Here is a 24739-nt window from a genome sequence, read left to right on the forward strand (position 1 = left end):
CCGCTCCTCAAACGCCCCACTTGGGGATGTGGTGACTGCCCATCGAAATGCAGACGTTTTTGACTTCCGCGAACACTTCCAGGCTGTACTCGCCGCCTTCGCGCCCGGTGCCCGATTCCTTGGTGCCACCGAACGGTTGACGCAGGTCGCGCACGTTCTGGCTGTTGACGAACACCATGCCCGCTTCGATACCGCGCGCCAGACGATGCACGCGGCCGACGTCCTGGGTCCAGAGATATGACGCGAGCCCATACTTGGTGTCGTTGGCCAGGCGCAGGCCCTCGGCCTCGTCCTTGAACGGAATCAGGCAGGCGACCGGGCCGAAGATTTCCTCTTGCGCCACGCGCATCCGGTTATCGACATTGGCTAGCACGGTCGGGCGCACAAAATTGCCATTGCGCAGATGCGGCGGCAGGTCGGCCGGCTGGTCGGCGCCACCCGCGACGATCGTGGCGCCTTCCTCGGCGCCCAGGCGGATGTAGCCGGTCACCTTCTCCCAGTGCTGGCGCGTGATCATCGAGCCCACGTTGGTTTTTGCGTCGGTCGGGTCGCCCACGCTCAGGCGGTTGGCGCGCTCGGCGAAGCGTTTGACGAAGGCGTCGTACACGCTTTGTTGTATGAAGATGCGCGAGCCGGCCGTGCAGCGTTCGCCGTTGAGCGAAAAAATCGTGAAGAGCGCGGCGTCGAGCGCGCGGTCGAGGTCCGCGTCTTCGAAAATCAACACGGGCGATTTGCCGCCCAGCTCCATCGAGAATTTCTTGAGCCCTGCACGCTCGATGATGCGTTTGCCGGTGGTGGTGCCGCCAGTGAACGATACGGCGCGGACATCGGGATGGCGCACCAGCGCGTCTCCGGCCGTCGCGCCATAGCCTTGCACGACATTCAGCACACCGGCGGGAATGCCGGCTTCGAGCGCGAGACGCCCGAGCTGGTCGGCGGTGAGCGGCGAGAGTTCGGACATTTTCAGCACTGCGGTATTGCCCAGCGCGAGGCAAGGTGCGGTCTTCCACGTTGCGGTCATGAACGGCACGTTCCATGGCGAGATCAACGCGCACACGCCCACTGGCTGGTACAACGTGTAGTTCAGCATCTGGTCGTCGACCGGATAGGTGCGGCCGTTCATCTGCACGCACACTTCGGCAAAGAAATTGAAATTCTCGGCAGCGCGCGGAATCAGTTGCTTGGCCGTCTGACTGATCGGCAAACCGGTGTCGGCCGTTTCCAGATCGGCCAGTTCCGGCACGGTGCGCTCGATCAGTTCGCCGAGCTTGCGCATCAACTTGGCGCGCTCCTTCGCGGGCGTGCCGGCCCATTTGGGGAAGGCCTCTTTAGCGGCGGCCACCGCGGCGGCCACTTCCGCCTCTTCGCCTGCGGCCACCTCCGCCAGCACGTCGCCGGTGGCGGGGTTGTAGGTGTTGAAGCAGGTCGCGCTTGCGACTTCGCGTCCGTTAATCCAGTGTTTGATCACGATAAGTCCTTTGCATGATGAGTTTTCGTGGCTGAGTTTTCGTGGCTAAAGCGAAGCGGGGTCAGCCGCGCTGAGCGGGGGAGTAGTAGTCGCTCGCGTTGACGATGGTGTTCACGAGCCGCCCAACGTGCTCGATTTCGGTCACGACCTCAGCGCCGGCCGGCGTATCGGCGAGCCCCTCTGGTGTGCCGGTGAGTATCAGATCGCCGGCATCCAACGTCATGAAACTGCTCAGCCACGCGATCAGCGCGGGAATCGAAAAGATCATGTCGCGCGTGTTGCCTTGCTGGGTGACGGCGCCGTTGACCGAGGTGCTCAGGCGCAGGTTCATCGGGTCGGGGATCTCGTCGGCCGTGACCAGCCATGGGCCCAGCGGAGTACAGGTGTCGCGGCCTTTGACCGGCAGGTTGGGCCGGTAATAGTTTTCTAGGTAGTCGCGGATGGCGTAGTCGTTGGCGACCGTATATCCGGCCACGTATTGGTAGGCTTGCGCTTCGCTGATATTGCGGCAACGCTGTCCGATCACCACCGCCAGCTCGCACTCGTAGTGCATGTAGGCGGCGCTGTCCGGTCTCACGGTGCGCGAGCGGTGCCCCACAAAGCTGCTGCCCGGTTTTAAAAAGGCAAGCGGTTCCGAGGGCGCCTTGAAGGCGAGTTCTTTTGCATGATCGGCGTAATTGAGCCCGAGCGCGATGGTGGTGCGTGGCTCGATCGGCGGCAACCAGTCGACCTCATGTTGATGACAGATGCGCCCATCGGCAAGCTTGATGCGCTCGTCGCCCAGATCGAAGGCGTATTGGACCCGGCCGTTGCTGCTCACTCTGGCGCGTCTCATGGGCGGTCTCCCGGTTCGGCGTGCGCGGCGTCGGCCGCGATTGAAAACGTCAGCGTGCCGATCGCGGCGATGCTCACGGCCACATGGGCTCCATGGCGCGCGTGGGCTGGGCTTAGGCTGGGGCCGGCAAGTATCAGGTCGCCCGCTTGCAAGGTCATGAACTGCGAGATTTCGGCGAGCAATACCGTAGTGCTGCGAACCAGGTCTGCGGTGTTGGTGCGGTAGGCCAGTACGCCGTCGATTTCAACCGAGATGTCTAGCGCGTCGGGGTCGCCGATGCTCGCGCGCGGGCTTAGCCATGGCCCTACCGGGCAAAAGCCATCCTGGCATTTCTGCCGAATGGCGGGTCGATAGTAGCTGTCATGCGGCACGCTCAGATCGGCCGCGATCGTGTAACCGAGAATCACCTGCGCGGCTTCGGCGGCATTGGCCCGGGCCAGTGGCGCACCGAGCACGATGCCCAGGCAGCCCGCCACCGATACCGCTTCGGTTTGCGGATTCAGGACGATTTGTGTGCCGCTTATGACATGGGTGTTGGCGGGCTTCAGATACAGCACCGGGCGCTGCGCGGGTTTTTGATAAGGCGGCGCGTTGGTGAGTCCGTCCAGTGAGGCGAGTTCGCGGCGCTCATTGAGCGCCAGGCCGATCACGCTGCCAAGCAGCACGCCTGCGGCCTGCGAGTCGCGATAAGGCAGCTGCAGGCGCCCGGGCGCGGCATCCAGCGCCAGCAGGGCATGAGTAGGGTCCATGGGGATGTCTCCTGTAAGGCCGATGAAGATCTCGATAGAGATCACGAATGCAGCCGGATCAAGTGCCGAATATTTGATTAACATATTAAGTATCTCGCCCCAGGTGGACGGCTGTCAAGTTGGTGCATACCGGGGCTTACCCGAATGGGGCGGCTTGAGAACGACTTGGCGATGCCTGATTTTTTGACCGCGCTGCACAAATTCGTAGAACACGGCATCATGGATCCCGGAGGGCGAATTTTTGCCTTTCTCTGAGTGGCAAGCGACATCGCTTGCCACGCTTTTTTTCGGGAGCCCGTTTGTGCTTTATCGTGAATTAGGCCGTACCGGCCTGAAGGTCAGTTTGATCGCACTGGGAACCATGACCTGGGGCGAACAGAACAGCGAGGCCGAAGGCCACGCGCAAATCGACGCGGCGCTGGCCGCCGGTGTGAATTTTATCGATACGGCCGAGATGTATCCGGTGCCGCCCAAGGCGCAGACGTATAGCCGCACCGAGGCGATCATCGGCACTTGGCTCAAGCAACACGGCCAGCGCGACAAGATCGTGCTCGCCAGCAAGGCGGCGGGACCGTCTCATACGCCCGCGCGTCCGCAGCATGTGCGCGGCGGCCGTACCCGCTTTACCGCAGCCAATCTTGGCGAGGCGCTCGACGATAGCCTGCGGCGCTTGAACACCGACTACCTCGATCTATATCAGTTGCATTGGCCGGATCGTCCGACCAACATTTTTGGTCAGCTCGGCTACGAGCATCAAAGCGACGAGGTCGCGACGCCGATACACGACACGCTGCGCGCGCTGAGCGAACTCGTGAAAGCCGGCAAGATCCGCTATATCGGTTTGTCGAACGAATCGCCGTGGGGTATCTGCGAGTTTCTCAAGCTCGCGCAGTTGCACGGGCTAGAACGTATCGTGAGCGTGCAGAATCCGTACAACCTCGTGAACCGTACCTACGAAATTGGCCATGCCGAAATATCGATGCGCGAACACGCGGGCTTGTTGGCCTATTCGCCGTTGGCGTTCGGGGTATTGAGCGGGAAATATCTGGGTGGGGCAAAACCGGCGCAGGCGCGTATCACGCTGTTCGACCGGTTCGCGCGCTACAAGGGCGAAAACACCGAGCGTGCCGTCTACGAATACGTGAAGCTATTCCGCGAACATGGCATCGATCCCGCGCAGGGGGCGCTGGCGTTTGTGAATAGCCGGCCGTTCGTGACCAGCACGATCATCGGCGCGACAACGATGGAACAGTTGCACAGCAATCTGGCCAGCGTCGATCTGGTGCTGTCTGAGGAACTGCTGGAAGGGATAGCGCGCATACATGGGCAGTATCCGAACCCAGCGCCCTGAAAGAGACGGTGACCCGCAGACGGCTGAGAGAGTAACCATGAGACGGTGACCGGGACACGGCGACCGAGCAGCGGTCACCGGCGCGAGGGGCGGCTAGGCGTGACTTTCGGCGATTAGCTGCTCTCGCGCGTTACAGCCGGCACCGGGGTTGGGCACACCCTCGCAGTTCACGGCATAGGCAAAGCGCAGTGCAACATCGAATGAGGCGTTGCGCGTCACGCAGGCTCCGTCGATATAGATTTCCCACGATTTGCGATCGCGCAACCAGGCCAGGCGGCCGTCTTCGAGCATGTTGGCGAACCACCGCCACAGCCGCGCGTCTTGCGCGTGTTCGTTGGCCAGCGCAGCCAGCCTTACGAAATCGAGTTTGTCGAGCACATCCATGTCTTGCCTCCAGAGGGCACAGCACATTTACAGACGAGCTCACCTCAGTAATTTTCGCTTCGCTCGCCTGCCGCGGGCTCAATTATCGACGATAGAAGACCATTTATTATTCTGAGAAACGCAATAATCCATTGCATTCTAGGGGCTTGATCTCCGCGGTGAGGGTCGCATACTTGTAACCCGACCGCTGCAGGAGGGTTCTCTGATGTCTGCTTCTCCCCAAACTACCGATTATTCCGTGCCGTTCAACACCGACCGTAAGCGCTTGGCCGCGACGGCGCAGGCCAATTTGGCCGATGCTCAGGTGTGGCGCTGGTTTTCCGACGGGATGGAAGACGGCCGTATTCGCGTGACGCGTCAGAAATCCGAATGGGTCATCATTCTGGACAATCAAATCACCGGTAGCAACGAATCGCTCGATGCCGCCGTGCGCGACGTGTTCCAGCGCGGTAGTTCGAGCGCGCCGCGCACCACGTCGTGGAGCCGGTTCTCGGGTAGCTTCATGGCTCCACTGCATCCGGCTGACTAGCTGGGCGGACGCTTATCTCTGTAAATCACGCAGTGGCAACGCGGTTTGCGACTTGACGGTCTTGAGCGCAAAACTCGACTGAATCTTGGCCACTCCTGGAATACGCGACAACTCGTCTATCGTCAGCTTTTCCAGCGACTGCACGTCCGGCACTACCACTCTGATCAGGTAGTCGGCGCTGCCGCTCATCAAATAACACTCCATCACCTCGGGCAGTCCCATGATCGCGATCTCAAACTCGCTGAGGAAGGCGCGCGACTGCTTCTCGAGCGTGATCTGGATAAAAACGCTGACGTTCAAGCCCAGCGCTTCCGGGTTCACCAACGCCACGTACTTGCTGATTACGCCGTCGCGCTCCAGCGCCTTCACGCGTGCGAGACAAGGGGAAGGCGAAAGATGCACCTGCATTGCCAGCTCGACGTTGGTGAGCTTGGCGTCGTTTTGCAGCCGGCTGAGTATCTGGCTGTCGATGGCATCTAACGGGCGTAATGGCATGACACGGTCCGGGGAAAGGGCTAGGCGTGGCGATTCCCGGGCCGCGTTGTCGTCGGCGGGGCGATCGCATCAGCGCGCTAGGATAGCAGAGCAGGACGGGATGCAAGCGCGATGCAGCGACTCTCTGGAGTCCGGTCTTTCGCAGGCGGTTGAGCGCTAGCCCTGGGCGGGCACGGCAACAAGCTTGGGCACCATTTTCATTTTCAAATTGAAAGTGTTTGCGTTTCGGCCTACTTTTTATTTATTCGAAGATGAGTCACTATGAGCCCGTCAAGTCGTGCCGACCCGTAATCAGCGCACTGCAGTGAGCTCAAAGCAGCTCAGGGCAACCCAGAGCGGGGCACGCATGGAGCAGGTTTCTTTTCATTTTCCGTTTCATTTTCCTTTTTCCACCGAGGATGCGTCATGAAAGCGATAGGTTTGCACAAGGCATTGCCGATTAGCGACGCGCAGTCGCTGCTGGATCTCAATTTGCCCGACCCCGTAGCGCAGGGCCACGATTTGCTGGTCGAGATCAAGGCCGTGTCGGTCAATCCCGTCGATACGAAAGTGCGCGCCAGCGCCGCGCCGGCCGACGGCGAGGCCAAGGTACTCGGTTACGACGCAAGCGGCATCGTGCGCGCCGTCGGGTCCGACGTGAGCCTGTTCAAGCCGGGCGATCGCGTCTGGTACGCGGGCTCGCTCACGCGCCCCGGCACCAATAGCGAGTTGCACCTGGTGGACGAACGCATCGTCGGCCACATGCCGAAGACGCTGGATTTCGCCCATGCCGCCGCCATGCCGCTGACGACCATCACCGCCTGGGAATTGTTGTTTGACCGCTTGCAAGTACCGCAGGGCGATGCCGCCAAGGGCCAGTCGCTGCTCATCGTGGGTGCGGCTGGCGGCGTGGGTTCGGTCATGGTGCAATTGGCGCGCCAGTTGACCGGCCTGACCGTGATCGGTACCGCGTCGCGCCAGGAAACCCGCGATTGGGTGAGCTCCTTGGGCGCGCATCATGTAATCGACCATAGCAAACCGCTGGCCGAAGAACTCAAGCGTGCAGGCTTGCCGCAAGTGACCTATATCGCGAGCTTGAACCAGACCGATGCCCATTTCGATCAGTTGGTCGAAGCGCTTGTGCCACAGGGCAAGTTCGGTCTGATCGACGATCCGGCGCAACTCGATGTGCGCAAGCTCAAACGCAAGAGCGCGTCGCTGCACTGGGAATTCATGTTCACCCGGTCGATGTTTACAACGCCCGACATTGCGCAGCAAAACGCGTTGCTCAACCGGGTGGCCGAGCTGGTCGATCAAGGTACTATCAAGACCACCCTGGCCGAACACTTCGGTGCGATCAACGCGACCAATCTCAAGCGTGCCCATGCGCTGCTGGAAAGCCAGCGTTCGGTCGGCAAGATTGTGCTCGAAGGGTTCTGAAAGAACTCAGAAAGGATCGCGGATTTGCTCAGGCTCGAAGATTTGAACGTGTTCGTGCAAGCCGCCGACAGCGGAAGTTTGTCGGCGGCTGCGCGCGATCTCGGCGTGGCTCCGGCGGTGGCGAGCACCGCGATCAAGCGGCTCGAGCTTACGCTGGACACGCCGCTTTTTATTCGCTCGACGCGCAGCCTGCGCCTGACTCGCGAAGGCGAACGTTATCTGCAGCATGTGCGCGAAGTGCTGCGGCTGCTGGCCGACGGTCAGGCGGAAATCTCTCGCGATAAAGCCGCGTTGGGCGGCACGCTGCATATCGCCGCGCCTTCCGATTTCGGGCGCAATGTGCTGCTGGAATGGCTAGACGAATTCCAGCTCGCCCACCCTAAGCTTGCGATGCGGCTGCGTTTTAGCGACCGCGTGACCGACATGTACCGCCAACCGGTGGACCTGGCGATACGCTACGGCTTGCCCGAAGATTCCAATTTGATCGCGTTGCCGCTGGCGGCTGCCAACCGGCGTGTGCTCTGTGCGTCGCCGGCCTATCTGGCGCGACATGGGCCGCCAGCCAGTGTCGATGCGTTGAGGCAGCATAACTGCCTGCTGTTCATGCTTGGCGATCAGGTCCACAACCGCTGGAGATTCCATCGCGGGCGCGATACCGCGGAAGTTGCCGTCAAGGGCGATCGTGTGAGCGACGATGCCGAGGTAGTACGCCGCTGGGCGCTTAGCGGACAGGGCATCGCGTATAAATCGTGGCTCGATATGGCGCGCGACGTAAAAGCCGGGCGCTTGGTGGTGCTGCTGCCGGATTGGCAGGGAGAAGCCGCACCTTTGAATCTGCTATGCCCCCACCGCACGCTGCTATCGGCGGCAGTGACACGTTTGCGCGACGATCTGCAAGCGCGTTGTAATGTGCTGGTGGATGAGTTTAATAGACGCTGACTAATACACACTTACCACGCCCAGCGGCCGGCTTTTGAAACGCCGATGCACCCAGTAATACTGTTCGGGAAAGCGTTCGATCTGGGTTTCCAGAAACGCGTTCATGCGGCGCGCATCGGCCGTCTCGCAATCGGACGGAAAATCGGCCAACGGCTTGAATACCTTGAGCTTATAACCGGCGTAGTTGGGCAACACCTCGGTCACGAATGGCACGACGCGCGCGCCGCTCAGCTTGGCCAGCCGCGATACGGAAGTCAGCGTGCAGGTCTGGACGCCAAAGAACGGCACGAAGACCGAATTCTTGATGCCGTGATCCAGATCGGCGGCCAGCATCACCGGCACGCCGTCGCGCAACCGTCTGATGATGGCGCGAGCGCTGTCGGAGCGCAGCACCATGTCGGCGCCGAAGCGTCCACGTTGCGTACGGGCGAGCTCGCTCAAGCGTCGGTCCGACATGAGGCCATACAGAGCGGTAATAGGGTGGTTCATCGAATACAGCATGCAGCCCGCTTCGATGCCGACGAAGTGGAAGCCCATGAAGATCGTGGGCGGCGCGTCGGGGTCGGCGAGATCAATCTGGCTGTCGATCTCCACGAGCTTGCGCAGTGCCCGCTCGCTGCCGAACCACTGGATGCCGCGCTCGACATAGCTTCGAATCACATGCTGGAAATGAGCGCAGGCCAGTGCCGAATAGTGCGCCTCGCTGCGCCCCGGGAAACATAGCGCCAGGTTCACGAGCACGATTTTTTTACGTGAGCTGGGTATCTGATACAAGACAGCGCCGAGTAAGGCTCCGGCACGTGCGACCACGCTGTAAGGCAGAAAGGCGAACACCCGCAACAAACCAACGATGAGGTAAAAGAAGAGTTTTTTCAAATTTGGGAGGCCTGCTGCGCAAACGGCAGCGGTCATGAAGGAGGGGGGACGCAGTCGGACTTGGTGAGTCGTGCTGCGCTGATTCTACGGACTATTGCGCCGATTTTTTAATTTTTCACATTACAAGACGTCAGGAAGGCCGCGGAGTTTCCAGGTAGGACCGACTGATACCCCCGCAAACGCCCGCGCGGCCTCACATAGTATTGGCGCAGTCGGTCCGCGATGACTAAGATTGCGTCTTTGCCGCTCGCTATGCGGGCCAGATGCGTCGACTCGGGGAATGCATGGGTTTGATCTTTTCTGTAGTTTTGCCGATTTTCGGTTTGATCCTGGCGGGGTTTCTCTGCCGCAAGTGCGGTGTGCTGGGGCCTAATGCATCGTCCGAACTGAATCGCTATGTCATTTACTTGGCGCTGCCGGCCTTGCTGTTTGACGTCATGGCTCATTCCGATTGGCACAGCTTGCTGCAACCTGCTTTTATCGGGGCCTATGGGTTGGGCACGGTCGTCGGTTTCGGGGTGGCTTTCGCGGTGCGGCGCGTGCAAAAGCGGCCGTGGGTCGACAACAGCATCGACAGCTTGAGCGCCTCCTACGCCAATACCGGTTTTATCGGCATCCCACTGTGTTCGCTGGCATTGGGGCCGGCCAGCTTGCAGCCGGCGATCATCGCCACGATCTTGACCGTATGCGTACTGTTTGCCGGCACTATCGTGCTAATCGAGATCGGCCAGCAACGCCATACGCACGATGTGCAGCTTTGGCCGCTGTTTCGCAAAGTGAGTGTGTCGCTGGTGCGTAACCCTTTGCTGGCATCGCCGGTATTGGGTGCGCTGTTTGCGGCGACCGGCTTGCATGTGCCGGCTGGCGCCGAACAGTTCCTGAAACTGCTCGGTGCCTCTGCCAGCCCGTGCGCGCTGGTGGGCTTGGGGCTTTTTCTGGCCGCCGGGCATGGCCGGCGCGAACCCGCCGCGATGTTGATGCTGGTGGCGATCAAGCTGGTGCTGCAGCCGCTGGTGACGGGCTGGCTTGCGTTCAAGGTATTTGCGATGCCGCCCTTGTGGGCGGAGTCGGCCGTGCTGCTCGCGGCGCTGCCCACAGGCACGGGCCCGTTCATGTTGGCCGAATATTATCGACGCGACGGCGCGATGATTTCCAACGTGATCTTGATTTCGACGGTGATCTCGCTGGTGACGGTGTCGTTATGCTTGGTGGTATTGCATCAATGAAGAACGCGAGAGCGCCGCGCACGCGCTATTTCTCGTTGGCGCGATCCGCGATATCGCGCCGCTTTTCCTCGCGCCACGATTGAAAGATGCTGCCGAACGCCAACAGCACTGCAATGGCGATGCCGCCGCCCAATAAAAGATAAGTTGCCATAGGTGTGGTGTGGACGCCGCCCCTAGCCGAATAGCACAAGTGCTACGGCCGGGCGTCGAAGTGAAATGGGGAAAACTCAGCTATTTTAAGCCGTTATGTACCGTCACGCGCTGGTACGCGTCGATGCGTCGCACACGTAGGTTCCCGGTGCCCTATTGATCGGACTATCTGACCGGGAAGTCATGACCCTGCGGCAGCACCTTCCCCGGGTTCATGCGGTTCTCCGGATCGAGCGCCGTTTTGATCGAACGCATCAACGCGATCTCGACCGGCGATTTATACCTTGCGGCTTCGTTTGCCTTCAACTGGCCCAGGCCATGCTCGGCGCTGATACTGCCGCGATGCCGATGCACGCTGTCGTGCACCACGCGGTTGATCGCCTCCTGGTAGTCGCGCAGAAACGCAGGTCCATCTCCTCCAGCCGGTACCTGCACGTTGTAATGCAGATTGCCGTCGCCCATATGCCCGAACGTCACCATCCGCGCACCCGGAGCGACTTGTGCAACGAGCTTGTCCGTGGCCTCGATGAAGTGGGCGATCTGCGAGACCGGCACGGCAATATCGTGCTTGATGTTCAAACCTTCTTCGGCCTGGGCCAGCGGAATATGTTCGCGCAGGTTCCAGAACGCGCGCGATTGCGCGAGGTTCTCGGAGACCACGGCGTCAGCCACCAGGCCAGCGTCGAACGCCTGTTCCATCAGTTGCTCGAATAGCGCGCGGGCGTGGCTTTCGCTTTCGTTATCCGACAGCTCCAGCAGCACCGTTTGAGCATGCCGCTGCGCGTAAGGGTAGCGCAGCGCCGGATAATGCTGGTTCACGAGTTGCAGGCAAAAATCGGACATCAATTCGAAGCCGGTCAATAGTGGTCCGCAAATGCGTTGCGCCAGTTCGAGCAAGCTCAGCGCAGCCTGCGGCGTGGGCAGTGCGGCGAGCGCTGTCACTCGCGCCGCGGGCAAAGGGTAGAGCTTCAGCACGGCCGCCGTGATCACGCCTAATGTGCCTTCGGCACCGATAAACAGGTCGCGCAAATCGTAGCCGGTGTTGTCCTTGCGCAGTCCGCGCAGGCCACTCCATATTTCGCCTTGGGGCGTGACGACTTCCAGCCCCAAGCACAGTTCGCGCGCATTGCCATAGCGCAACACACTGGTGCCGCCTGCGTTGGTCGCCAGGTTTCCGCCTATCGTGCAGCTGCCTTCCGCCGCCAGCGACAGCGGAAACAGGCATCCGCCTTCGCGCGCCACGCGCTGGATTTCGGCCAGGATGCAGCCGGCTTCCACCGTGATCGTATGATTGGTCGTGTCGAGTTCACGGATCTTGGTCAGGCGCCGCAGGCTCAACACCGCTTGCGTGCCGCTCGTGTCGGGCGTGGCGCCGCCTGCCAGCCCGGTGTTGCCGCCTTGCGGGACCAGGGCGACGCGGTACTGCGCCGATAGTTTGACCAGTGCCGCGACTTCTTCTGCGTTGGCCGGGCAAAGTACCGCGCGCGCCGTGCCGGTATAGCGTTTGCGCCAGTCCGTCAGGTAGGGCGCGGTGTCGTGCGCTTGCGTGTACACGTGAGCCGCGCCGATCGCTTCGGCGCACGCGTTGCAAAACGGGTCGGAGAACGAGGTGGTGGGGGTGTTGTGTTCAGTCATGTGGGACCCGACTCCATGTCAGCGTACTTGGGCGCCCAGCGCCAACGCGCTGCGCGCAAGTCGCGCACCGAGCGCGGTCGCCAAGGTTTTTTCGTCGGCGCTCAGCACACCGTTACGGCTTTCGCGCTCGGTACCGCCGCGCTCGGCACGCGCAAAGTGAGAGGCGCCATAGGGAGTGCCGCCGGTCTGCGTGGTGGTCAGCGCGCTTTCCGCGTAGGGGATGCCCAGGATCAGCATGCCGTGGTGCAAGAGCGGCAGCATCATTGAAAGCAGCGTGCTTTCCTGACCGCCGTGCAGGCTGCCCGTCGAAGTAAACACGCAGGCGGGCTTGCCGGTCAGTGCACCCGAAAGCCACTGCGGCGAGGTGCCATCGAGAAAATACTTGAGCGGGGCGGCCATATTGCCGAAGCGCGTGGGCGAACCGAGCGCGAGGCCGGCACATTCTTCGAGGTCGCGCACCTCGGCATAGGGTGGCCCGTCATCCGGAATTTCCGGTTGGGTCGCTTCGCATACGGTTGAGATGGCGGGCACCGTGCGCAAGCGCGCCTGGGTGCCGGGCACGCTGTCGATGCCGGCGGCCAGCGCAAGTGCAAGTTCGCGAGTGGCGCCGAAGCGGGTGTAATAGAGAACGAGGATGTCTTTCATAGAGTCTGCCAGTTTGAGCGCGTATTATAGGAGATCAACCCGGAGATCAACCCGGAGACCACCCCGAAGCTCGACCCGTAGGACAACCCAGCTTCAACCGGACCTCACGCAGGATCCAATCTGAATCCAACCGTCCAAAAGCTCGCAGGAGCCGTGCTGACCATGCTTTCGTTTGATTTTGAGGTGCTCCGGCGCTTGGTGAAATTCACGATTCGCCGCAGCCGCGAAGATCGGATTCCGCAAGTCGCGAGTAGCCTGACCTTTACCACGGTGCTCTCCGTGGTGCCGCTCGTGACGGTGGGTTTCGCCATTTTCACGGCGTTTCCGATGTTCTCGTCGTTCCAGGTGGCCTTGCAAGGCTTTCTTGCCGATCATCTGATGCCGGCGCAGGTGAGCATCCAGATCTTCAAATATCTCGACGAGTTTGTCTCGAAGGCAAAAGGGCTGACTACGGCCGGTTTGCTGGTGCTCGGGGTGACGGCCGTGATGACGATGATGACCATCGAATCGGTGTTCAACGTGATTTGGCGCGTGCGTAAATCGCGGCCCCTCACGCAGCGGGTGCTGGTGTACTGGAGCATCATCACGCTCGGCCCGATCTTGTTTGGCTTGAGCCTGTCAATTTCCTCGTTCGTGCTCACGGAGTCGGCGAACTGGTCGGGCAGCCTCGGTGCGGCGGCGGGAAACGCCCATCATATGGGCCCGATGATGGCGTTGGGGCTGACCGGCACGGCACTTCCGCTGACGATCCTCGCCTACACGCTGTTGTATGTGTATTTGCCGAATTGCCGTGTCGAATGGCGCGATGCGGTGATTGGCGCGGTGCTGGCCGGTCTGGGTTTCGAATTGGCGCGACATGGTTTTGGCATGTACATGCGCAGGTTCCCGACTTATACGGCGGTGTACGGCGCGTTCGCGACGCTGCCGATTTTCCTGATCTGGGTGTATCTGAACTGGCTGATCACGTTGCTCGGCGCCACGGTGGTTTCGCTGCTGCCGGCAATTCGAGCCGGGGAATACCGGCGCGCTTCCTATGCCGGCGGTGACCTGCTCGATGCGATTGGCCTGCTGATCGTCCTCGAACAGGCGCGCGAGGAGGGCTTGGGCGGCTATGCGTGCAGCGCCTTGTCGCGCGTATTGCGCTGCGACCTCAATACGATGGTGCGTTTGCTCGATGCGCTGGAAGCTCGCCAGTGGATTGCCAGACTGCCGGGCGATAACGGTCCCGAACGATGGATCTTGCTGGCCAATCCGACGCAGATTTCGCTCGACGCGCTGTTCGATTTATTTGTGCTCAACCGGGTCGAGTTAGGCCAGGAGCTGGCGCATGCGCCGACACCGTTCAATGGCGCGTTGCTGTGCCATGCGCTCAATAGCAAGCATTTCAGGCTCACGCTCGATCAATTGATGGTGAAGCGCGAAGCACCCATGATTGCCGTGGACGATTCGAGTTCGCGCACGGTCGAGAATGCCGAGGCAGGCTTTCGCGTGCCGTGAGTTTGCATGGGCTTTAAAACGGAATGCGTCCGCGGCAGATTTCGCTGAACATCACCCAGTCGCCAATCAGGCTATAGAGCGGATGACGGAAGGTAGCGGGGCGATTTTTCTCGAACACGATATGCCCTAGCCACGCGAATCCATAGCCGCAGACCAGCGCCAGCGGGAGCCAAAACCAGTCCAGCGTGGCGATTGCCATGCCCACGCAACCTAGTGCGAATAGCGAGCCGAAGAAATGCATCCGGCGACAGCTTATGTTGCGGTGTTCGCCGAGATAAAACGGGTAGAACTCCGCGAAACTTGCATAAGCCGGTGCGTGGGTGTCATGGTTCATGGTCTCCCCCTATTTGCGCGTATTCCGCGTCATGTTGATATGACCCGGAACGCGCGCCGGGGTTCCGCTTTTTTGGGCGGGCGGGGTGAACAGGAACGCGGGCCCGGTCACATGCGTTACACCAACTCGACCGAAGCTTTGCGGGCGAACCCGTATAAAGCATCCAGCGTTTCGTCGGGTCGTTCCGCCATCAGCGCATGGCCGCCATCGAGCACCACCGTCGTCACGGTGGCACCCGCCTCGCTCAGTGCTTGCGCCAACGGCTGCGCGGCGCGAGCCGGCGTCATCAGATCGCGCTTTCCAAGCACAAATAGCACTGGGCAATGCACTTGCGTGGCGGCTTCGAAACCGCGATCGTAGGCGTTGCAGGCCGAGAAATCGGTGAGCAGCACAGGTTCCGGATTGAGCGCACCGACGCGCTCCATCAATCGCTGATTGCCGCCTTGCATCCAGAAACCGGGGCCCGGAAACGACGGCTTGGCGGCGATGGTCGAGTGCGACCAGGTATTGATCATGTCGATCGCTTCGGGCAGCCGATGCTGGGCGGCATCCAGTAACGCGGCGGAGACTTGCATCGGAAACGCGGTCGCAACCAGCGCCAACGCACTCACCCGTGCGGGATAGAGTGCTGCCGCCTCGAGGGCAATCAGCGAGCCCATGCTGTGACCGATCAGCACGGCGCGCGCTACGCCTGCGGCATCGAGCAGCGAGATCAGCCAGTGCGCAAGCGCGGCGACGCTGGTCAACGCTGGCGCTGCGCTGCGTGCATGGCCGGGCAGATCGACGGCCAATACGTTAAAGCCGTGATGCGCGAAGTAGCGCGTTTGCATGATCCACACCGAGTGGTCGTGTTGAGCGCCGTGGATGAATACCGCAGTGGGTTGATCGGCGGTCGGTGTTTTGCCGCCCGTATAGACGTAGGCCGCACGTCCCGCGACTGTCAGATTCATGGCGTCTCCTTGGTAACGTTGCTGGAAGCAGCGGGGCCTTCAGCCTGGGTCGCCGCGACGCCTCGAACGGACTCGGTGGCATTGGCTGTCGGCGCAGTGCGCTCGCTTTTGCGCGCGGCTTTCAAGCCGCGCTTGAGGTCATCGATCAAATCGTCGACATCTTCCAGCCCGATCGACAAACGAATGGTGCCCTCGGTAATCCCTGCACGTTGCAGCGCCTCGCGGTCCATCCGGAAATGTGTCGTGGAGGCCGGGTGTATCACCAGCGAGCGCGCGTCGCCCACATTGGCCAAATGCGAAAACAACGCGAGATTCTCTATAAAGCGGCGTCCCGCCGCTCGGTCGCCTTTGAGATTGAAGCTGAACACGGCGCCGCAACCGCGCGGCAGCAAGCGCTTGGCGAGTGCGTAATCGGGATGGCTGTCGAGCTCTGGATAAGCGACCGACTCCACCGCCTCGTGCCCGACCAGAAATTCGACCACGCGGCGCGTGTTGTCGATATGCCGCGCCATGCGCAGCGGCAGCGTCTCCACGCCCTGCAACAATTGCCAGGCCGCCTGCGGATGCAGGCATGCGCCAAAGTCGCGCAAGCCTTCGCGGCGCGCACGCAGCAAAAACGGCGCGACCGTGCTTTCTTCGGCAAACACCATGCCGTGAAAACCGTCATACGGTTCGGTCAATTCCGGGAAGCGGCCCGACGCGACATAATCGAAACATCCGCCGTCGACGACCACCCCGCCTATGGTGGTGCCGTGGCCGCCCAAAAATTTGGTCGCGGAATGATAGACCAGGTCGGCGCCGTGTTCGAACGGACGCAATAACCACGGCGTCGTAAACGTCGAATCGACCAGCAGCGGCACGCCGTGCTGATGCGCGATGTCGGCCACCGCGTCCAGATCGAGCACGTCGAGGCCCGGATTGCCGAGCGTCTCGCCGAACAACAGCCGCGTGTTGGGCCGGATCGCTGCGCGCCAAGCGTTCAGGTCGCGCGGATCGACGAAGGTCGTCTCGATGCCGAAGCGCGGCAACGTATAGTGCAGTAGATTATGCGAGCCGCCATACAAGGCCGCGGACGCGACAATATGGCAGCCCGCGCCCAGCAGCGTGACGATCGCCAAGTGCAGCGCCGCTTGCCCACTTGCCGTGGCAATCGCCCCGACGCCGTTCTCTAGCGCGGCCATGCGCTCTTCGAAGGCCGCGACGGTCGGGTTCGAAATGCGCGAATAAACGTGGCCCGCACGTTCCATATTGAATAGCGCCGCCGCATGGTCGGCGTCTTTGAAAACAAAGGACGTGGTCTGATAAATGGGCGTGGCGCGAGCGCCCGTCGCGGGGTCGGGCGATGCACCCGCGTGCAGCGTGAGGGTGTCGAAACGGTGACTAGGCATGAGCGAATGTGTCTCCTGATAGGGGCGGCCGACCTGACTTACCCTAGGACGGGCGAAGCGACTTTCCTTTTACTGGGCTTTACGCTAGCATCAAACAACATATTAATGCAGGAGGGGGACCATGAAAGTTAGCGACATACTGAAAGTAAAAGGCAGCGCTCTTTTCACGGTGACGCCGGACACAACGCTACAGCAAGCGATCGATTCGATGGCCGAACGTGATATCGGCTCGTTGGTTGTCATGGAGTACGGTGACCTGGTCGGGATGCTGACCTTTCGCGAAATCATCATCATTCTGCGCGAGAATAAGGGGTCGGTCGGCACCACGACGATTCGCAAGGTGATGGACGACCATCCGCTCACTTGTACGCCGGAAACGGATGTCAACGAAGTCCGGCGCATGATGCTCGAACGTCACGCGCGCTATCTGCCGGTGCTGGAGAACCGCACGCTGATGGGCGTTATCTCGTTCTATGACGTTGCTCGCGCAGTGGTCGAGGAGCAGGGTTTTGAAAACCGCATGCTCAAGGCGTATATTCGCGATTGGCCGGAAGAACAGGAAGGGCAGCCGGGCTGATCCCCTGGCCGAAGTCACTGCCGCCAAAAAAAGCGTGCGCGTAGCGCGCTTTTTTTTTGTCCGAGTGCGTCACAATGTGCGCTCCATAAGTACGCTGCATAAGCAGTCTCACAAGCACTCTCATAAGCGACCTCCCAGTGTCCGAATCGACTCATCCTGTTGACGCACCGCCTGCCGCCGCTGGACATAGCCAAGGTCGCCTGATGCGCGAAAGGCGCTTCGCGCCGTTTTTCTGGACTCAGTTCCTTGGGGCCATGAACGACAACGTTTTTAAAATCGGCTTCACGTCGCTGGTCACGTATCAAACCGCGATGTTCACTGGCGTCGACGGCGCAAGCGCGGCATTTATTATCTCCGCCATTTTTATCGTGCCTTTTGTTTTGTTTTCAGCTACCTCGGGGCAGGTTGCCGATAAATTCGACAAAGCGTTCATGACACGGCTGGTCAAGAATTTTGAAATTATCGTGATGGTCGTGGGGGCCGTCGGGTTCTATCTACACAGCGCCGCGCTTCTCTATGTGTGTACGTTTGCGATGGGTGTGCATTCGACCGTGTTCGGCCCGGTCAAATATGCCTATCTGCCGCAGCATCTGGCGAAAAGCGAATTGGTGGGCGGCAATGGCCTGGTCGAAATGGGCACTTTCGTTGCGATCCTGATCGGCACGATCATCGGTGGGGCGGCCGGTGGCATGGGCGTCTATGGGGCCGACGCGCTGGCCGCCGGTTGCATCGGGCTTGCGGTCATGGGGCGGCTGGTTTCATCAGGCGTCCCGGTTTCGCCGGCTTCCCAGCCGGATCTGAAAATCAACTGGAATCCGGTGACCGAGACGTGGCGGAACCTGCGTCTGGCGCGCCAAGACCGCACGGTATTCCTCAGCCTGTTGGGCATTTCGTGGCTCTGGTTCGTGGGCGCGACCTACTTGACCTCGTTTTTTAATTTCGCCAAATTGGTGTTGTCGGGCAACGCGGATGTCGTGACGATGTTGCTGGGTACGTTCTCGGTCGGCATCGGGCTCGGGTCGGTGTTGTGCGAAAAGCTGTCGGGGCGACGGATTGAAATCGGCCTGGTGCCGCTGGGTTCGATCGGTATGAGCGTGTTCGGCATCGATCTGTATTTTGCGAGCCGCCACGCCGCGGTGATGCCGCAGTTGCTCAACGTCGGCGAGTTCCTCTCTTACGCGGGGCACTGGCGCGTGCTGGCGGATCTGTTCCTGCTCGCCCTGTTTGGCGGCCTCTACAGCGTGCCGCTATATGCATTGATCCAAAGCCGCAGCCAGCCTACCCATCGGGCACGCATCATTGCGGCGAACAATATCCTCAATTCGCTGTTCATGATTTCGTCGGCGGTGCTCGCGTTGGTGCTGTCGCATTTTGGTTTCACGATTCCCGAGTTGTTCCTGACCACGGCGCTGCTCAACGTGCTGGTGGCCGCCTACATTTATTCGCTGGTGCCGGAGTTTTTGCTGCGCTTTGTGATGTGGCTATTGCTGCACACGATCTACCGAATGAAGACGCATGGCCTCGAACACATCCCCGAAAAGGGACCGTGCGTGCTGGTGTGCAATCACGTCAGTTTCGTCGATGCGGTGGTGATAGGTGCGTTGGTGACACGGCCTGTACGCTTCGTGATGGATCACAGGATATACAACGCGCCTTTGTTGTCTTGGGCGTTTCGCACCGTTGGTGCGATTCCGATCGCGCCCGCGCATGAGGATGCTGCGCTGCTGGAGCGATCGTTTGGCGCCATCGCGGAGAAATTGCGCAACGGCGAAGTTGTATGCATTTTCCCAGAGGGAAAATTGACGCACGATGGCGAGATCAACGCGTTCAAACGGGGCGTACTGCGGGTGATCCAGGAGACGCCTAGCCCCGTGGTGCCGATGGCGTTACGCGGTTTGTGGGGCAGCGTTTTTTCGCGCGATGGTGGCTCGACCTCCAATCGGCCTTTCAGTCGGCCATTCCGACGCGGAATCTTGAATCGGCTCGAATTGGTTGCGGGCGCGCCGCTTGATCCGGCGACGGTTACTTCCGAGGAACTACAGCAGCGCGTGGGCGAACTACGTGGCGCATGGCGCTAAAATGGCGCGCCGGGGTTAAAATGGCGTTTTTCTCGTAGAGCGCGGCTAGCCATGTCCGGTAATACCTTAGGTACTCTTTTCGCGGTCACCACTTTCGGCGAGTCGCATGGACCGGCCATCGGCTGCGTGATCGATGGCTGCCCGCCCGGGCTCGCGCTCACCGAAGCCGACATCCAGCTGGAACTCGATCGCCGCAAACCGGGCACTTCGCGCCACGTCACGCAGCGCCAGGAAGCCGACCTGGTCGAGATCCTGTCCGGTGTGTACGAAGGTCACACCACCGGCACGCCGATTGCGCTGTTGATTCGTAACACCGATCAGCGCAGCAAGGACTACGGCAATATCGCCGAAACCTTCCGGCCTGGCCACGCCGATTACACGTATTGGCAAAAATATGGCATTCGCGATCCGCGCGGCGGTGGCCGTTCTTCGGCGCGCCTGACCGCGCCCACTGTGGCCGCGGGCGCGGTCGCGAAGAAATGGCTGCGCGAAAAATTCGGCGTCGAGATCCGTGCGTATATGTCGGCACTGGGGCCCATTGAGATTCCGTTCGTGTCGTGGGATGCGGTGCGCGAGAATCCGTTTTTCGCGCCCAATGCCGAAATTGTCCCGCAACTGGAAGAGTATATGGACGGCTTGCGCAAAGACGGCGATTCGGTCGGCGCGCGCATCAATGTGGTCGCCAGCGGTATGCCGGTGGGTCTGGGTGAGCCGTTGTTCGACCGGCTCGATGCCGATATTGCGCACGCGATGATGGGTATCAACGCGGTGAAAGGCGTGGAGATCGGAGCGGGATTTCGCTCGGTTGCACAACACGGCTCGGAGCACGGTGATGAAATGACCGAGAACGGTTTCTTGAGCAATAACGCGGGCGGGGTGCTGGGCGGGATTTCCACGGGGCAGGACCTGACCGTGTCGATTGCTATCAAGCCGACTTCCAGCATACGCACGCCGCGACACTCCATCGATAAGGCCGGGCAGCCCGCTGTCGTCGAGACCTTCGGGCGCCACGATCCGTGCGTCGGAATACGCGCAACACCTATTGCCGAGGGCATGCTCGCATTGGTATTGATCGATCACGCGCTACGCCATCGGGCGCAGTGTGGGGAAGTGCAGGTGACCACGCCGAAGATTCCCGCGTCGGCTGGTTAGGCTGCATTTGCCGATCAGGCCGACCAGGCCGATCGCTAGCCCGACGTTTTCGGCCGGTCGCTAGGCCCGATGATCAGGCCGGTCGCTAGCCCAATCTTCGGCCGGTCGCTAGCCCAGTGGCTAGGCCTACACGTCCTTTTGACCCGTGCTCACATGTTCGGATAGTTGGGTCCGCCGCCGCCTTCGGGTGGAACCCACACGATATTCTGGCTCGGGTCCTTGATATCGCAAGTCTTGCAGTGCACACAGTTTTGCGCATTGATCTGCAGACGGTCCGAGCCGTCCTCGTTCTTCACAAACTCATACACCGCGGCCGGGCAATAGCGCGCTTCCGGGCCCGCATATTTCGCCAGATTGAGACTGACCGGTACCGACGGATCCTTGAGCGTCAGGTGGGCCGGTTGGTTTTCCTCGTGATTGGTGTTCGAAATAAACACCGAGGACAAGCGGTCGAAGGTCAGTTTGCCGTCGGGTTTCGGATAGACGATAGGCGAATAGTCCGCCGCCGGGCGCAGGCATTCATGATCGGCATGCTTGTGATGCAGCGTCCAGGGGATCTTGCCGCCGAGCAGCTTTTGCTCGATGCCGACCATCAAGGTGCCCAGGTACAGCCCCTTGCTCATCCATTGCTTGAAGTTGCGCGCGCCATGTAATTCCTGATGCAGCCATGAGGTCTTGAACGCCTCGGGATACGCTTGCAGCTCGTCGGCCTGACGGCCGGCTTGCAACGCATCGAACGCCGCATCGGCCGCCAGCATGCCGGACTTGATCGCGGCATGGCTGCCCTTGATGCGCGAAGCATTCAGGAAGCCGGCATCGCAACCCACCAGCGCGCCGCCCGGGAACACCAGCTTGGGCAGTGACATCAAGCCGCCGGCGGTAATGGCGCGCGCGCCATACGAGATGCGCTTACCGCCTTCGAGGAAGGTCCGTATCGCCGGATGCGTCTTGTAGCGCTGGAATTCCTCGAACGGCGACAGATACGGGTTCTGATAACCGAGCCCGACCACAAAGCCGATCATCACCTGGTTGTTCTCCAAGTGATAAAGGAAGGAGCCGCCATAGGTGTCGGTTTCCAGCGGCCAGCCTGCGGTGTGGATCACCAGCCCCGGCTGATGCTTGGCCGGATCGATCTCCCACAGCTCCTTGATGCCGATGCCGTACGCTTGCGGGTCGCTGCCGGCATCCAGCTGGTATTTGTTGTTCAACTGCCGCCCGAGGTTGCCGCGTGCGCCTTCGCAAAACAGCGTGTACTTGGCGTGCAGCTCCATGCCGAGCTGAAAATGGTCGGTCGGTTCGCCGTTCTTGCCCAGGCCCAGGTTGCCGGTGGCAACTCCCTTGACCGAACCGTCGTCGTTGTACAGCACTTCGGCCGCCGCAAACCCCGGAAAAATCTCGACACCGAGCGCCTCGGCCTGGGTACCCAGCCACCGTGCCACATTGGCCAAGCTGATCACGTAGTTGCCGTGGTTCTGGAAGATCGCCGGCAGCGCCCAGTTGGGCACTTTGCGCGCGCTGTCCCGGCCTAAGAACAGGAAACGATCTTCGCTGACCGGCGTGTTGAGCGGCGCGCCTTGCGCTTTCCAGTCGGGTATCAATTCGTTGAGCGCGATCGGGTCCATCACCGCGCCCGACAAAATATGGGCACCGATTTCAGAACCCTTTTCCAGAATACAGACGTTGCACTCGACGCCTGCCTCAGTGGCACGCTGTTTCAGACGTATCGCTGCCGACAGGCCGGCAGGGCCTCCTCCGACGATCACCACGTCGTACTCCATCGCTTCGCGTGGGCCGTATTGCTCGATCAGGTTGCTGGGTGTCATGAGTTTCTTATCTTATCGGTGCCGGTAGAATGTGGATTTTAACGGGTGTTTGGGTGTGGAATGAAATTCGAACGCTGCAAAGTATTGCATCGTCCGTTTTGCACGCCAGCGGTGCCCGCAGTCCCGCAGCCGAAATAGTGCTGATGCGCTAAGCTGAGGCGCGAGAGCGACTGCAATGGCACCTCAGCTTTTAGCACGTTCGTACTATTCAGGGAAGCGTAATTGGGAAAACGCGAGGAAAGCGCGAGGAACCCGCAATACGCAACCTTAACAAAAGCAATTGAAGGGAGGTCACAATGGGTTGTTCGATCAATCTCGAGGGGAAAGTTGCACTGGTTACTGGTGCATCGAGCGGTCTGGGCGCCCGCTTTGCGCATATCCTGGCACGCGCCGGCGCCAAGGTCGTCCTGGCTAGCCGCCGTGTCGAACGTCTCAAGGAACTGCGCGCCGAAATCGAAGCGATGGGTGGCGCGGCGCACGTGGTGTCGCTCGACGTCACCGACCACGCAAGCATCAAGGCAGCGATCGCCCATGCGGAAACGGAAGCCGGCACCATCGACATTCTGGTGAACAATTCGGGCGTGTCGACCACGCAAAAACTGGTCGATGTGACGCCGGAAGATTTCCAGTTCGTGTTCGACACCAATACGCGCGGCGCGTTTTTTGTCGCGCAGGAAGTGGCCAAGCGGATGATACGGCGCGGCAATCTGAATGGCCAGCCGACCTATCGCATCATCAACGTGGCATCGGTGGCGGGGCTGCGCGTGCTGCCGCAAATTGGGCTGTATTCGATGAGTAAAGCCGCAGTCATCCATATGACCAAGGCGATGGCGCAGGAGTGGGGCCGCCACGGCATCAACGTCAATGCGATTTGCCCCGGCTATATCGATACCGAAATCAATCATCATCACTGGTCCAGCGAAGGTGGCCAGAAGCTGTTGCAAATGCTGCCGCGCAAACGCGTGGGCAAGCCGGAAGATCTCGACGGGTTGATGTTGCTGCTCGCGGCCGATGAGTCGCAATTTATCAATGGGGCGGTGATTTCCGCCGACGATGGTTTCAGCGTTTAGGTATTCGCTTTTAGATATTCTAAAAACGTTTTGGAAAGGGCCGGTAGTGAGCGATTTTCAGTTGGTCTATGAATGTACGATGCCGTTGCGCTGGGGCGATATGGACGCCTTCGGCCACGTGAACAACACCAATTTTTTCCGGTACATGGAGCAGGCCCGTATCGAGTGGTTCGAGCAGATAGCGCCGCCGGGCACCGGTTTGGAAGGCACCGGCCCGGTGATCGTGAACGCCCGCATGACGTTTCTTCAGCAATTGCGCTATCCGGGACAGATCTTGTGCCGCACGTTTGCGGGGCAAGTGGGACACAGCAGTTTCGAAACGCACTTCGAGCTGCGGCGCATCGATAAACCGGATGTGCTGGTGGCCGAAGGCGGCGCCAAGGTGGTGTGGATCGACTACGCGGGCGGGCGTTCGATACCGTTGCCCGACAGGCTGCGGATTTTGTTGGATGCCGCTGTCTGACGTCCAGGGTTCCTCTGATTGCGCAATGCACAACTCCGGCTTACCCTATAGGACCCCGCATGAGTCACGCTTCAGGCGAGGCACGGCAGTCCCGGCCCTGCCTTAATGTAAGTGAAGCAGCGCAAGTGAAGCAATGCAATGTAAAACAGTGCAACGTGACGCAGCGCAATGTGAAGTAGCGCGATGTGGTGTAGCGTAATCTTGCGGGGTGTAAAAAAGAGCGGGCCCATTAATCGAGATATGAGGGAAGAGGACTTTCGATGAACAAGCACTATCCCAGCGCCCAAGCGGCGCTAGCGGACGTGGTCAAGGATGGCCAGACGTTCGCGGTTGGCGGCTTCGGCCTATGCGGTATTCCCGAGGCCCTGATCGCTGCGCTGCGCGATAGCGGCGTGAAGAATCTGACCTGCATCAGCAACAACGCCGGGGTTGATGGTTTTGGTCTGGGCCTGCTGCTGGAAACCCGTCAAGTCAAGAAGATGATTTCGTCGTACGTGGGCGAGAACAAGGAGTTCGAGCGGCAGTACCTGGCCGGCGAACTCGAACTGGAATTCACACCGCAAGGCACGCTCGCTGAAAAACTACGCGCCGGCGGCTCGGGCATACCGGCATTTTTCACCAAGACGGGCTACGGCACGATCGTGGCCGAGGGCAAGGAAGTGCGCGAATTCGATGGCGAAAACTACGTCATGGAAAAATCGTTGAC

The 24739-nt window shown here is 60.5% G+C and carries 25 protein-coding genes; 12 read left to right on the plus strand and 13 right to left on the minus strand.

Annotation, left to right across the window (positions count from 1 at the left end; genetic code table 11):
* Positions 1-7 precede the first annotated feature (7 nt).
* From hpaE to GSQ77_RS16935, 3 genes are read right to left on the minus strand one after another with little or no spacing between them, the layout of a single operon-like run.
* On the minus strand, positions 8-1471 hold the full coding sequence (gene hpaE, locus GSQ77_RS16925) for a 5-carboxymethyl-2-hydroxymuconate semialdehyde dehydrogenase (RefSeq protein WP_158903969.1): 1464 nt from the start codon (positions 1469-1471) through the stop codon (positions 8-10).
* Between the two features lie 58 nt (positions 1472-1529).
* Complete coding sequence (locus tag GSQ77_RS16930) at positions 1530-2303, minus strand: fumarylacetoacetate hydrolase family protein (RefSeq protein ID WP_158903877.1); 774 nt, start codon at positions 2301-2303, stop codon at positions 1530-1532.
* Positions 2300-3052 carry a fumarylacetoacetate hydrolase family protein gene (locus tag GSQ77_RS16935; RefSeq protein ID WP_158903878.1) on the minus strand — a complete coding sequence of 251 codons (753 nt, stop codon included), beginning with the start codon at positions 3050-3052 and terminating at the stop codon, positions 2300-2302. Before GSQ77_RS16935 ends, GSQ77_RS16930 begins: the two co-directional genes overlap by 4 nt.
* Positions 3053-3353: 301 nt before the next feature.
* Here GSQ77_RS16935 and GSQ77_RS16940 point away from each other — a divergent pair, with 301 nt between their 5' ends.
* Positions 3354-4403 carry an NADP(H)-dependent aldo-keto reductase gene (locus tag GSQ77_RS16940; RefSeq protein ID WP_158903879.1) on the plus strand — a complete coding sequence of 350 codons (1050 nt, stop codon included), beginning with the start codon at positions 3354-3356 and terminating at the stop codon, positions 4401-4403.
* Positions 4404-4496: 93 nt separating this feature from the next.
* Here the strand turns inward: GSQ77_RS16940 and GSQ77_RS16945 are convergent, their stop codons facing one another.
* Positions 4497-4787 (minus strand): hypothetical protein, encoded by a 291-nt coding sequence (locus tag GSQ77_RS16945; protein WP_158903880.1) that lies wholly within the window; start codon positions 4785-4787, stop codon positions 4497-4499.
* 205 nt (positions 4788-4992) lie between these two features.
* On the opposite strand from GSQ77_RS16945, the gene GSQ77_RS16950 reads away from it, so the two are divergent.
* Complete coding sequence (locus tag GSQ77_RS16950; protein WP_158903881.1) at positions 4993-5316, plus strand: hypothetical protein; 324 nt, start codon at positions 4993-4995, stop codon at positions 5314-5316.
* A gap of 12 nt (positions 5317-5328) precedes the next feature.
* Here GSQ77_RS16950 and GSQ77_RS16955 read toward each other — a convergent pair whose 3' ends face one another.
* Positions 5329-5811, minus strand: a complete 483-nt coding sequence (locus GSQ77_RS16955) for an Lrp/AsnC family transcriptional regulator (protein WP_158903882.1) — start codon at positions 5809-5811, stop codon at positions 5329-5331.
* A 405-nt stretch (positions 5812-6216) separates the two neighbouring features.
* On the opposite strand from GSQ77_RS16955, the gene GSQ77_RS16960 reads away from it, so the two are divergent.
* The gene (locus GSQ77_RS16960; RefSeq protein WP_158903883.1) at positions 6217-7230 is read left to right on the plus strand and encodes a zinc-binding alcohol dehydrogenase family protein; all 1014 of its coding nucleotides are present in this window, start codon (positions 6217-6219) and stop codon (positions 7228-7230) included.
* A gap of 24 nt (positions 7231-7254) precedes the next feature.
* Positions 7255-8169: a LysR family transcriptional regulator gene (locus GSQ77_RS16965; protein ID WP_158903884.1), complete on the plus strand. Its 915-nt coding sequence runs from the start codon at positions 7255-7257 to the stop codon at positions 8167-8169.
* On the opposite strand, the gene GSQ77_RS16970 is transcribed toward GSQ77_RS16965, so the two are convergent.
* Positions 8170-9045, minus strand: coding sequence for a lipid A biosynthesis lauroyl acyltransferase (locus GSQ77_RS16970; protein WP_158903885.1), 876 nt, complete (start codon positions 9043-9045; stop codon positions 8170-8172).
* 284 nt (positions 9046-9329) lie between these two features.
* Between GSQ77_RS16970 and GSQ77_RS16975 the strand changes: the two genes are divergently transcribed.
* Positions 9330-10271 (plus strand): AEC family transporter, encoded by a 942-nt coding sequence (locus GSQ77_RS16975; RefSeq protein ID WP_158903886.1) that lies wholly within the window; start codon positions 9330-9332, stop codon positions 10269-10271.
* A gap of 25 nt (positions 10272-10296) precedes the next feature.
* Here GSQ77_RS16975 and GSQ77_RS29830 read toward each other — a convergent pair whose 3' ends face one another.
* From GSQ77_RS29830 to wrbA, 3 genes are all read right to left on the minus strand, one after another.
* A complete protein-coding gene (locus GSQ77_RS29830; RefSeq protein WP_301951161.1) occupies positions 10297-10422 on the minus strand; it encodes a hypothetical protein in 126 nt (41 codons plus the stop codon).
* Positions 10423-10586: 164 nt separating this feature from the next.
* Positions 10587-12056 (minus strand): FAD-binding oxidoreductase, encoded by a 1470-nt coding sequence (locus GSQ77_RS16980; protein WP_158903887.1) that lies wholly within the window; start codon positions 12054-12056, stop codon positions 10587-10589.
* Positions 12057-12074: 18 nt separating this feature from the next.
* A complete protein-coding gene (wrbA, locus tag GSQ77_RS16985; protein ID WP_158903888.1) occupies positions 12075-12701 on the minus strand; it encodes an NAD(P)H:quinone oxidoreductase in 627 nt (208 codons plus the stop codon).
* Between the two features lie 156 nt (positions 12702-12857).
* Here wrbA and GSQ77_RS16990 point away from each other — a divergent pair, with 156 nt between their 5' ends.
* Positions 12858-14198: a YihY family inner membrane protein gene (locus GSQ77_RS16990; RefSeq protein WP_158903970.1), complete on the plus strand. Its 1341-nt coding sequence runs from the start codon at positions 12858-12860 to the stop codon at positions 14196-14198.
* 13 nt (positions 14199-14211) lie between these two features.
* On the opposite strand, the gene GSQ77_RS16995 is transcribed toward GSQ77_RS16990, so the two are convergent.
* The 3 genes from GSQ77_RS16995 to GSQ77_RS17005 form a co-directional block, all read right to left on the minus strand.
* Positions 14212-14532, minus strand: a complete 321-nt coding sequence (locus tag GSQ77_RS16995) for an Mpo1-like protein (protein ID WP_158903889.1) — start codon at positions 14530-14532, stop codon at positions 14212-14214.
* A gap of 116 nt (positions 14533-14648) precedes the next feature.
* Positions 14649-15482 carry an alpha/beta fold hydrolase gene (locus tag GSQ77_RS17000; RefSeq protein ID WP_158903890.1) on the minus strand — a complete coding sequence of 278 codons (834 nt, stop codon included), beginning with the start codon at positions 15480-15482 and terminating at the stop codon, positions 14649-14651.
* Positions 15479-16870, minus strand: coding sequence for an O-acetylhomoserine aminocarboxypropyltransferase (locus GSQ77_RS17005; RefSeq protein WP_158903891.1), 1392 nt, complete (start codon positions 16868-16870; stop codon positions 15479-15481). Before GSQ77_RS17005 ends, GSQ77_RS17000 begins: the two co-directional genes overlap by 4 nt.
* Positions 16871-16991: 121 nt before the next feature.
* Between GSQ77_RS17005 and GSQ77_RS17010 the strand changes: the two genes are divergently transcribed.
* The 3 genes from GSQ77_RS17010 to aroC all read left to right on the plus strand — a co-directional run bounded on the left by GSQ77_RS17010 (position 16992) and on the right by aroC (position 20677).
* Positions 16992-17447, plus strand: coding sequence for a CBS domain-containing protein (locus tag GSQ77_RS17010; protein ID WP_158903892.1), 456 nt, complete (start codon positions 16992-16994; stop codon positions 17445-17447).
* A 203-nt stretch (positions 17448-17650) separates the two neighbouring features.
* Positions 17651-19525 carry an MFS transporter gene (locus GSQ77_RS17015; RefSeq protein ID WP_158903971.1) on the plus strand — a complete coding sequence of 625 codons (1875 nt, stop codon included), beginning with the start codon at positions 17651-17653 and terminating at the stop codon, positions 19523-19525.
* A gap of 51 nt (positions 19526-19576) precedes the next feature.
* Positions 19577-20677, plus strand: a complete 1101-nt coding sequence (gene aroC / locus GSQ77_RS17020; RefSeq protein WP_158903893.1) for a chorismate synthase — start codon at positions 19577-19579, stop codon at positions 20675-20677.
* A gap of 149 nt (positions 20678-20826) precedes the next feature.
* Here aroC and GSQ77_RS17025 read toward each other — a convergent pair whose 3' ends face one another.
* Positions 20827-22500, minus strand: a complete 1674-nt coding sequence (locus GSQ77_RS17025; protein ID WP_158903894.1) for an electron transfer flavoprotein-ubiquinone oxidoreductase — start codon at positions 22498-22500, stop codon at positions 20827-20829.
* Between the two features lie 296 nt (positions 22501-22796).
* Here GSQ77_RS17025 and GSQ77_RS17030 point away from each other — a divergent pair, with 296 nt between their 5' ends.
* The 3 genes from GSQ77_RS17030 to GSQ77_RS17040 form a co-directional block, all read left to right on the plus strand.
* The gene (locus GSQ77_RS17030; RefSeq protein WP_158903895.1) at positions 22797-23570 is read left to right on the plus strand and encodes an SDR family oxidoreductase; all 774 of its coding nucleotides are present in this window, start codon (positions 22797-22799) and stop codon (positions 23568-23570) included.
* A 46-nt stretch (positions 23571-23616) separates the two neighbouring features.
* Positions 23617-24033: a thioesterase family protein gene (locus GSQ77_RS17035; protein ID WP_158903896.1), complete on the plus strand. Its 417-nt coding sequence runs from the start codon at positions 23617-23619 to the stop codon at positions 24031-24033.
* Between the two features lie 260 nt (positions 24034-24293).
* A partial coding sequence (locus GSQ77_RS17040; RefSeq protein ID WP_158903897.1) for a CoA transferase subunit A occupies positions 24294-24739 on the plus strand: 446 nt, incomplete at its 3' end.

Source organism: Burkholderia sp. L27(2015), assembly GCF_009765705.1.
Taxonomy (GTDB): Bacteria; Pseudomonadota; Gammaproteobacteria; order Burkholderiales; family Burkholderiaceae; genus LMUX01.

Coding starts and splice junctions, on each gene's coding strand:
- GSQ77_RS17015 (WP_158903971.1), top strand. CDS start 17,651: ATGCGCGAAAGGCGCTTCGCGCCGTTTTTCTGGACTCAGTTCCTTGGG.
- GSQ77_RS16975 (WP_158903886.1), top strand. CDS start 9,330: ATGGGTTTGATCTTTTCTGTAGTTTTGCCGATTTTCGGTTTGATCCTG.
- GSQ77_RS17005 (WP_158903891.1), bottom strand. CDS start 16,870: ATGCCTAGTCACCGTTTCGACACCCTCACGCTGCACGCGGGTGCATCG.
- GSQ77_RS16935 (WP_158903878.1), bottom strand. CDS start 3,052: ATGGACCCTACTCATGCCCTGCTGGCGCTGGATGCCGCGCCCGGGCGC.
- GSQ77_RS17000 (WP_158903890.1), bottom strand. CDS start 15,482: ATGAATCTGACAGTCGCGGGACGTGCGGCCTACGTCTATACGGGCGGC.
- GSQ77_RS16995 (WP_158903889.1), bottom strand. CDS start 14,532: ATGAACCATGACACCCACGCACCGGCTTATGCAAGTTTCGCGGAGTTC.
- GSQ77_RS29830 (WP_301951161.1), bottom strand. CDS start 10,422: ATGGCAACTTATCTTTTATTGGGCGGCGGCATCGCCATTGCAGTGCTG.
- GSQ77_RS16930 (WP_158903877.1), bottom strand. CDS start 2,303: ATGAGACGCGCCAGAGTGAGCAGCAACGGCCGGGTCCAATACGCCTTC.
- aroC (WP_158903893.1), top strand. CDS start 19,577: ATGTCCGGTAATACCTTAGGTACTCTTTTCGCGGTCACCACTTTCGGC.
- wrbA (WP_158903888.1), bottom strand. CDS start 12,701: ATGAAAGACATCCTCGTTCTCTATTACACCCGCTTCGGCGCCACTCGC.
- GSQ77_RS17025 (WP_158903894.1), bottom strand. CDS start 22,500: ATGACACCCAGCAACCTGATCGAGCAATACGGCCCACGCGAAGCGATG.
- GSQ77_RS16945 (WP_158903880.1), bottom strand. CDS start 4,787: ATGGATGTGCTCGACAAACTCGATTTCGTAAGGCTGGCTGCGCTGGCC.
- GSQ77_RS17030 (WP_158903895.1), top strand. CDS start 22,797: ATGGGTTGTTCGATCAATCTCGAGGGGAAAGTTGCACTGGTTACTGGT.
- GSQ77_RS16960 (WP_158903883.1), top strand. CDS start 6,217: ATGAAAGCGATAGGTTTGCACAAGGCATTGCCGATTAGCGACGCGCAG.
- GSQ77_RS16950 (WP_158903881.1), top strand. CDS start 4,993: ATGTCTGCTTCTCCCCAAACTACCGATTATTCCGTGCCGTTCAACACC.
- GSQ77_RS17010 (WP_158903892.1), top strand. CDS start 16,992: ATGAAAGTTAGCGACATACTGAAAGTAAAAGGCAGCGCTCTTTTCACG.
- GSQ77_RS16955 (WP_158903882.1), bottom strand. CDS start 5,811: ATGCCATTACGCCCGTTAGATGCCATCGACAGCCAGATACTCAGCCGG.
- GSQ77_RS16980 (WP_158903887.1), bottom strand. CDS start 12,056: ATGACTGAACACAACACCCCCACCACCTCGTTCTCCGACCCGTTTTGC.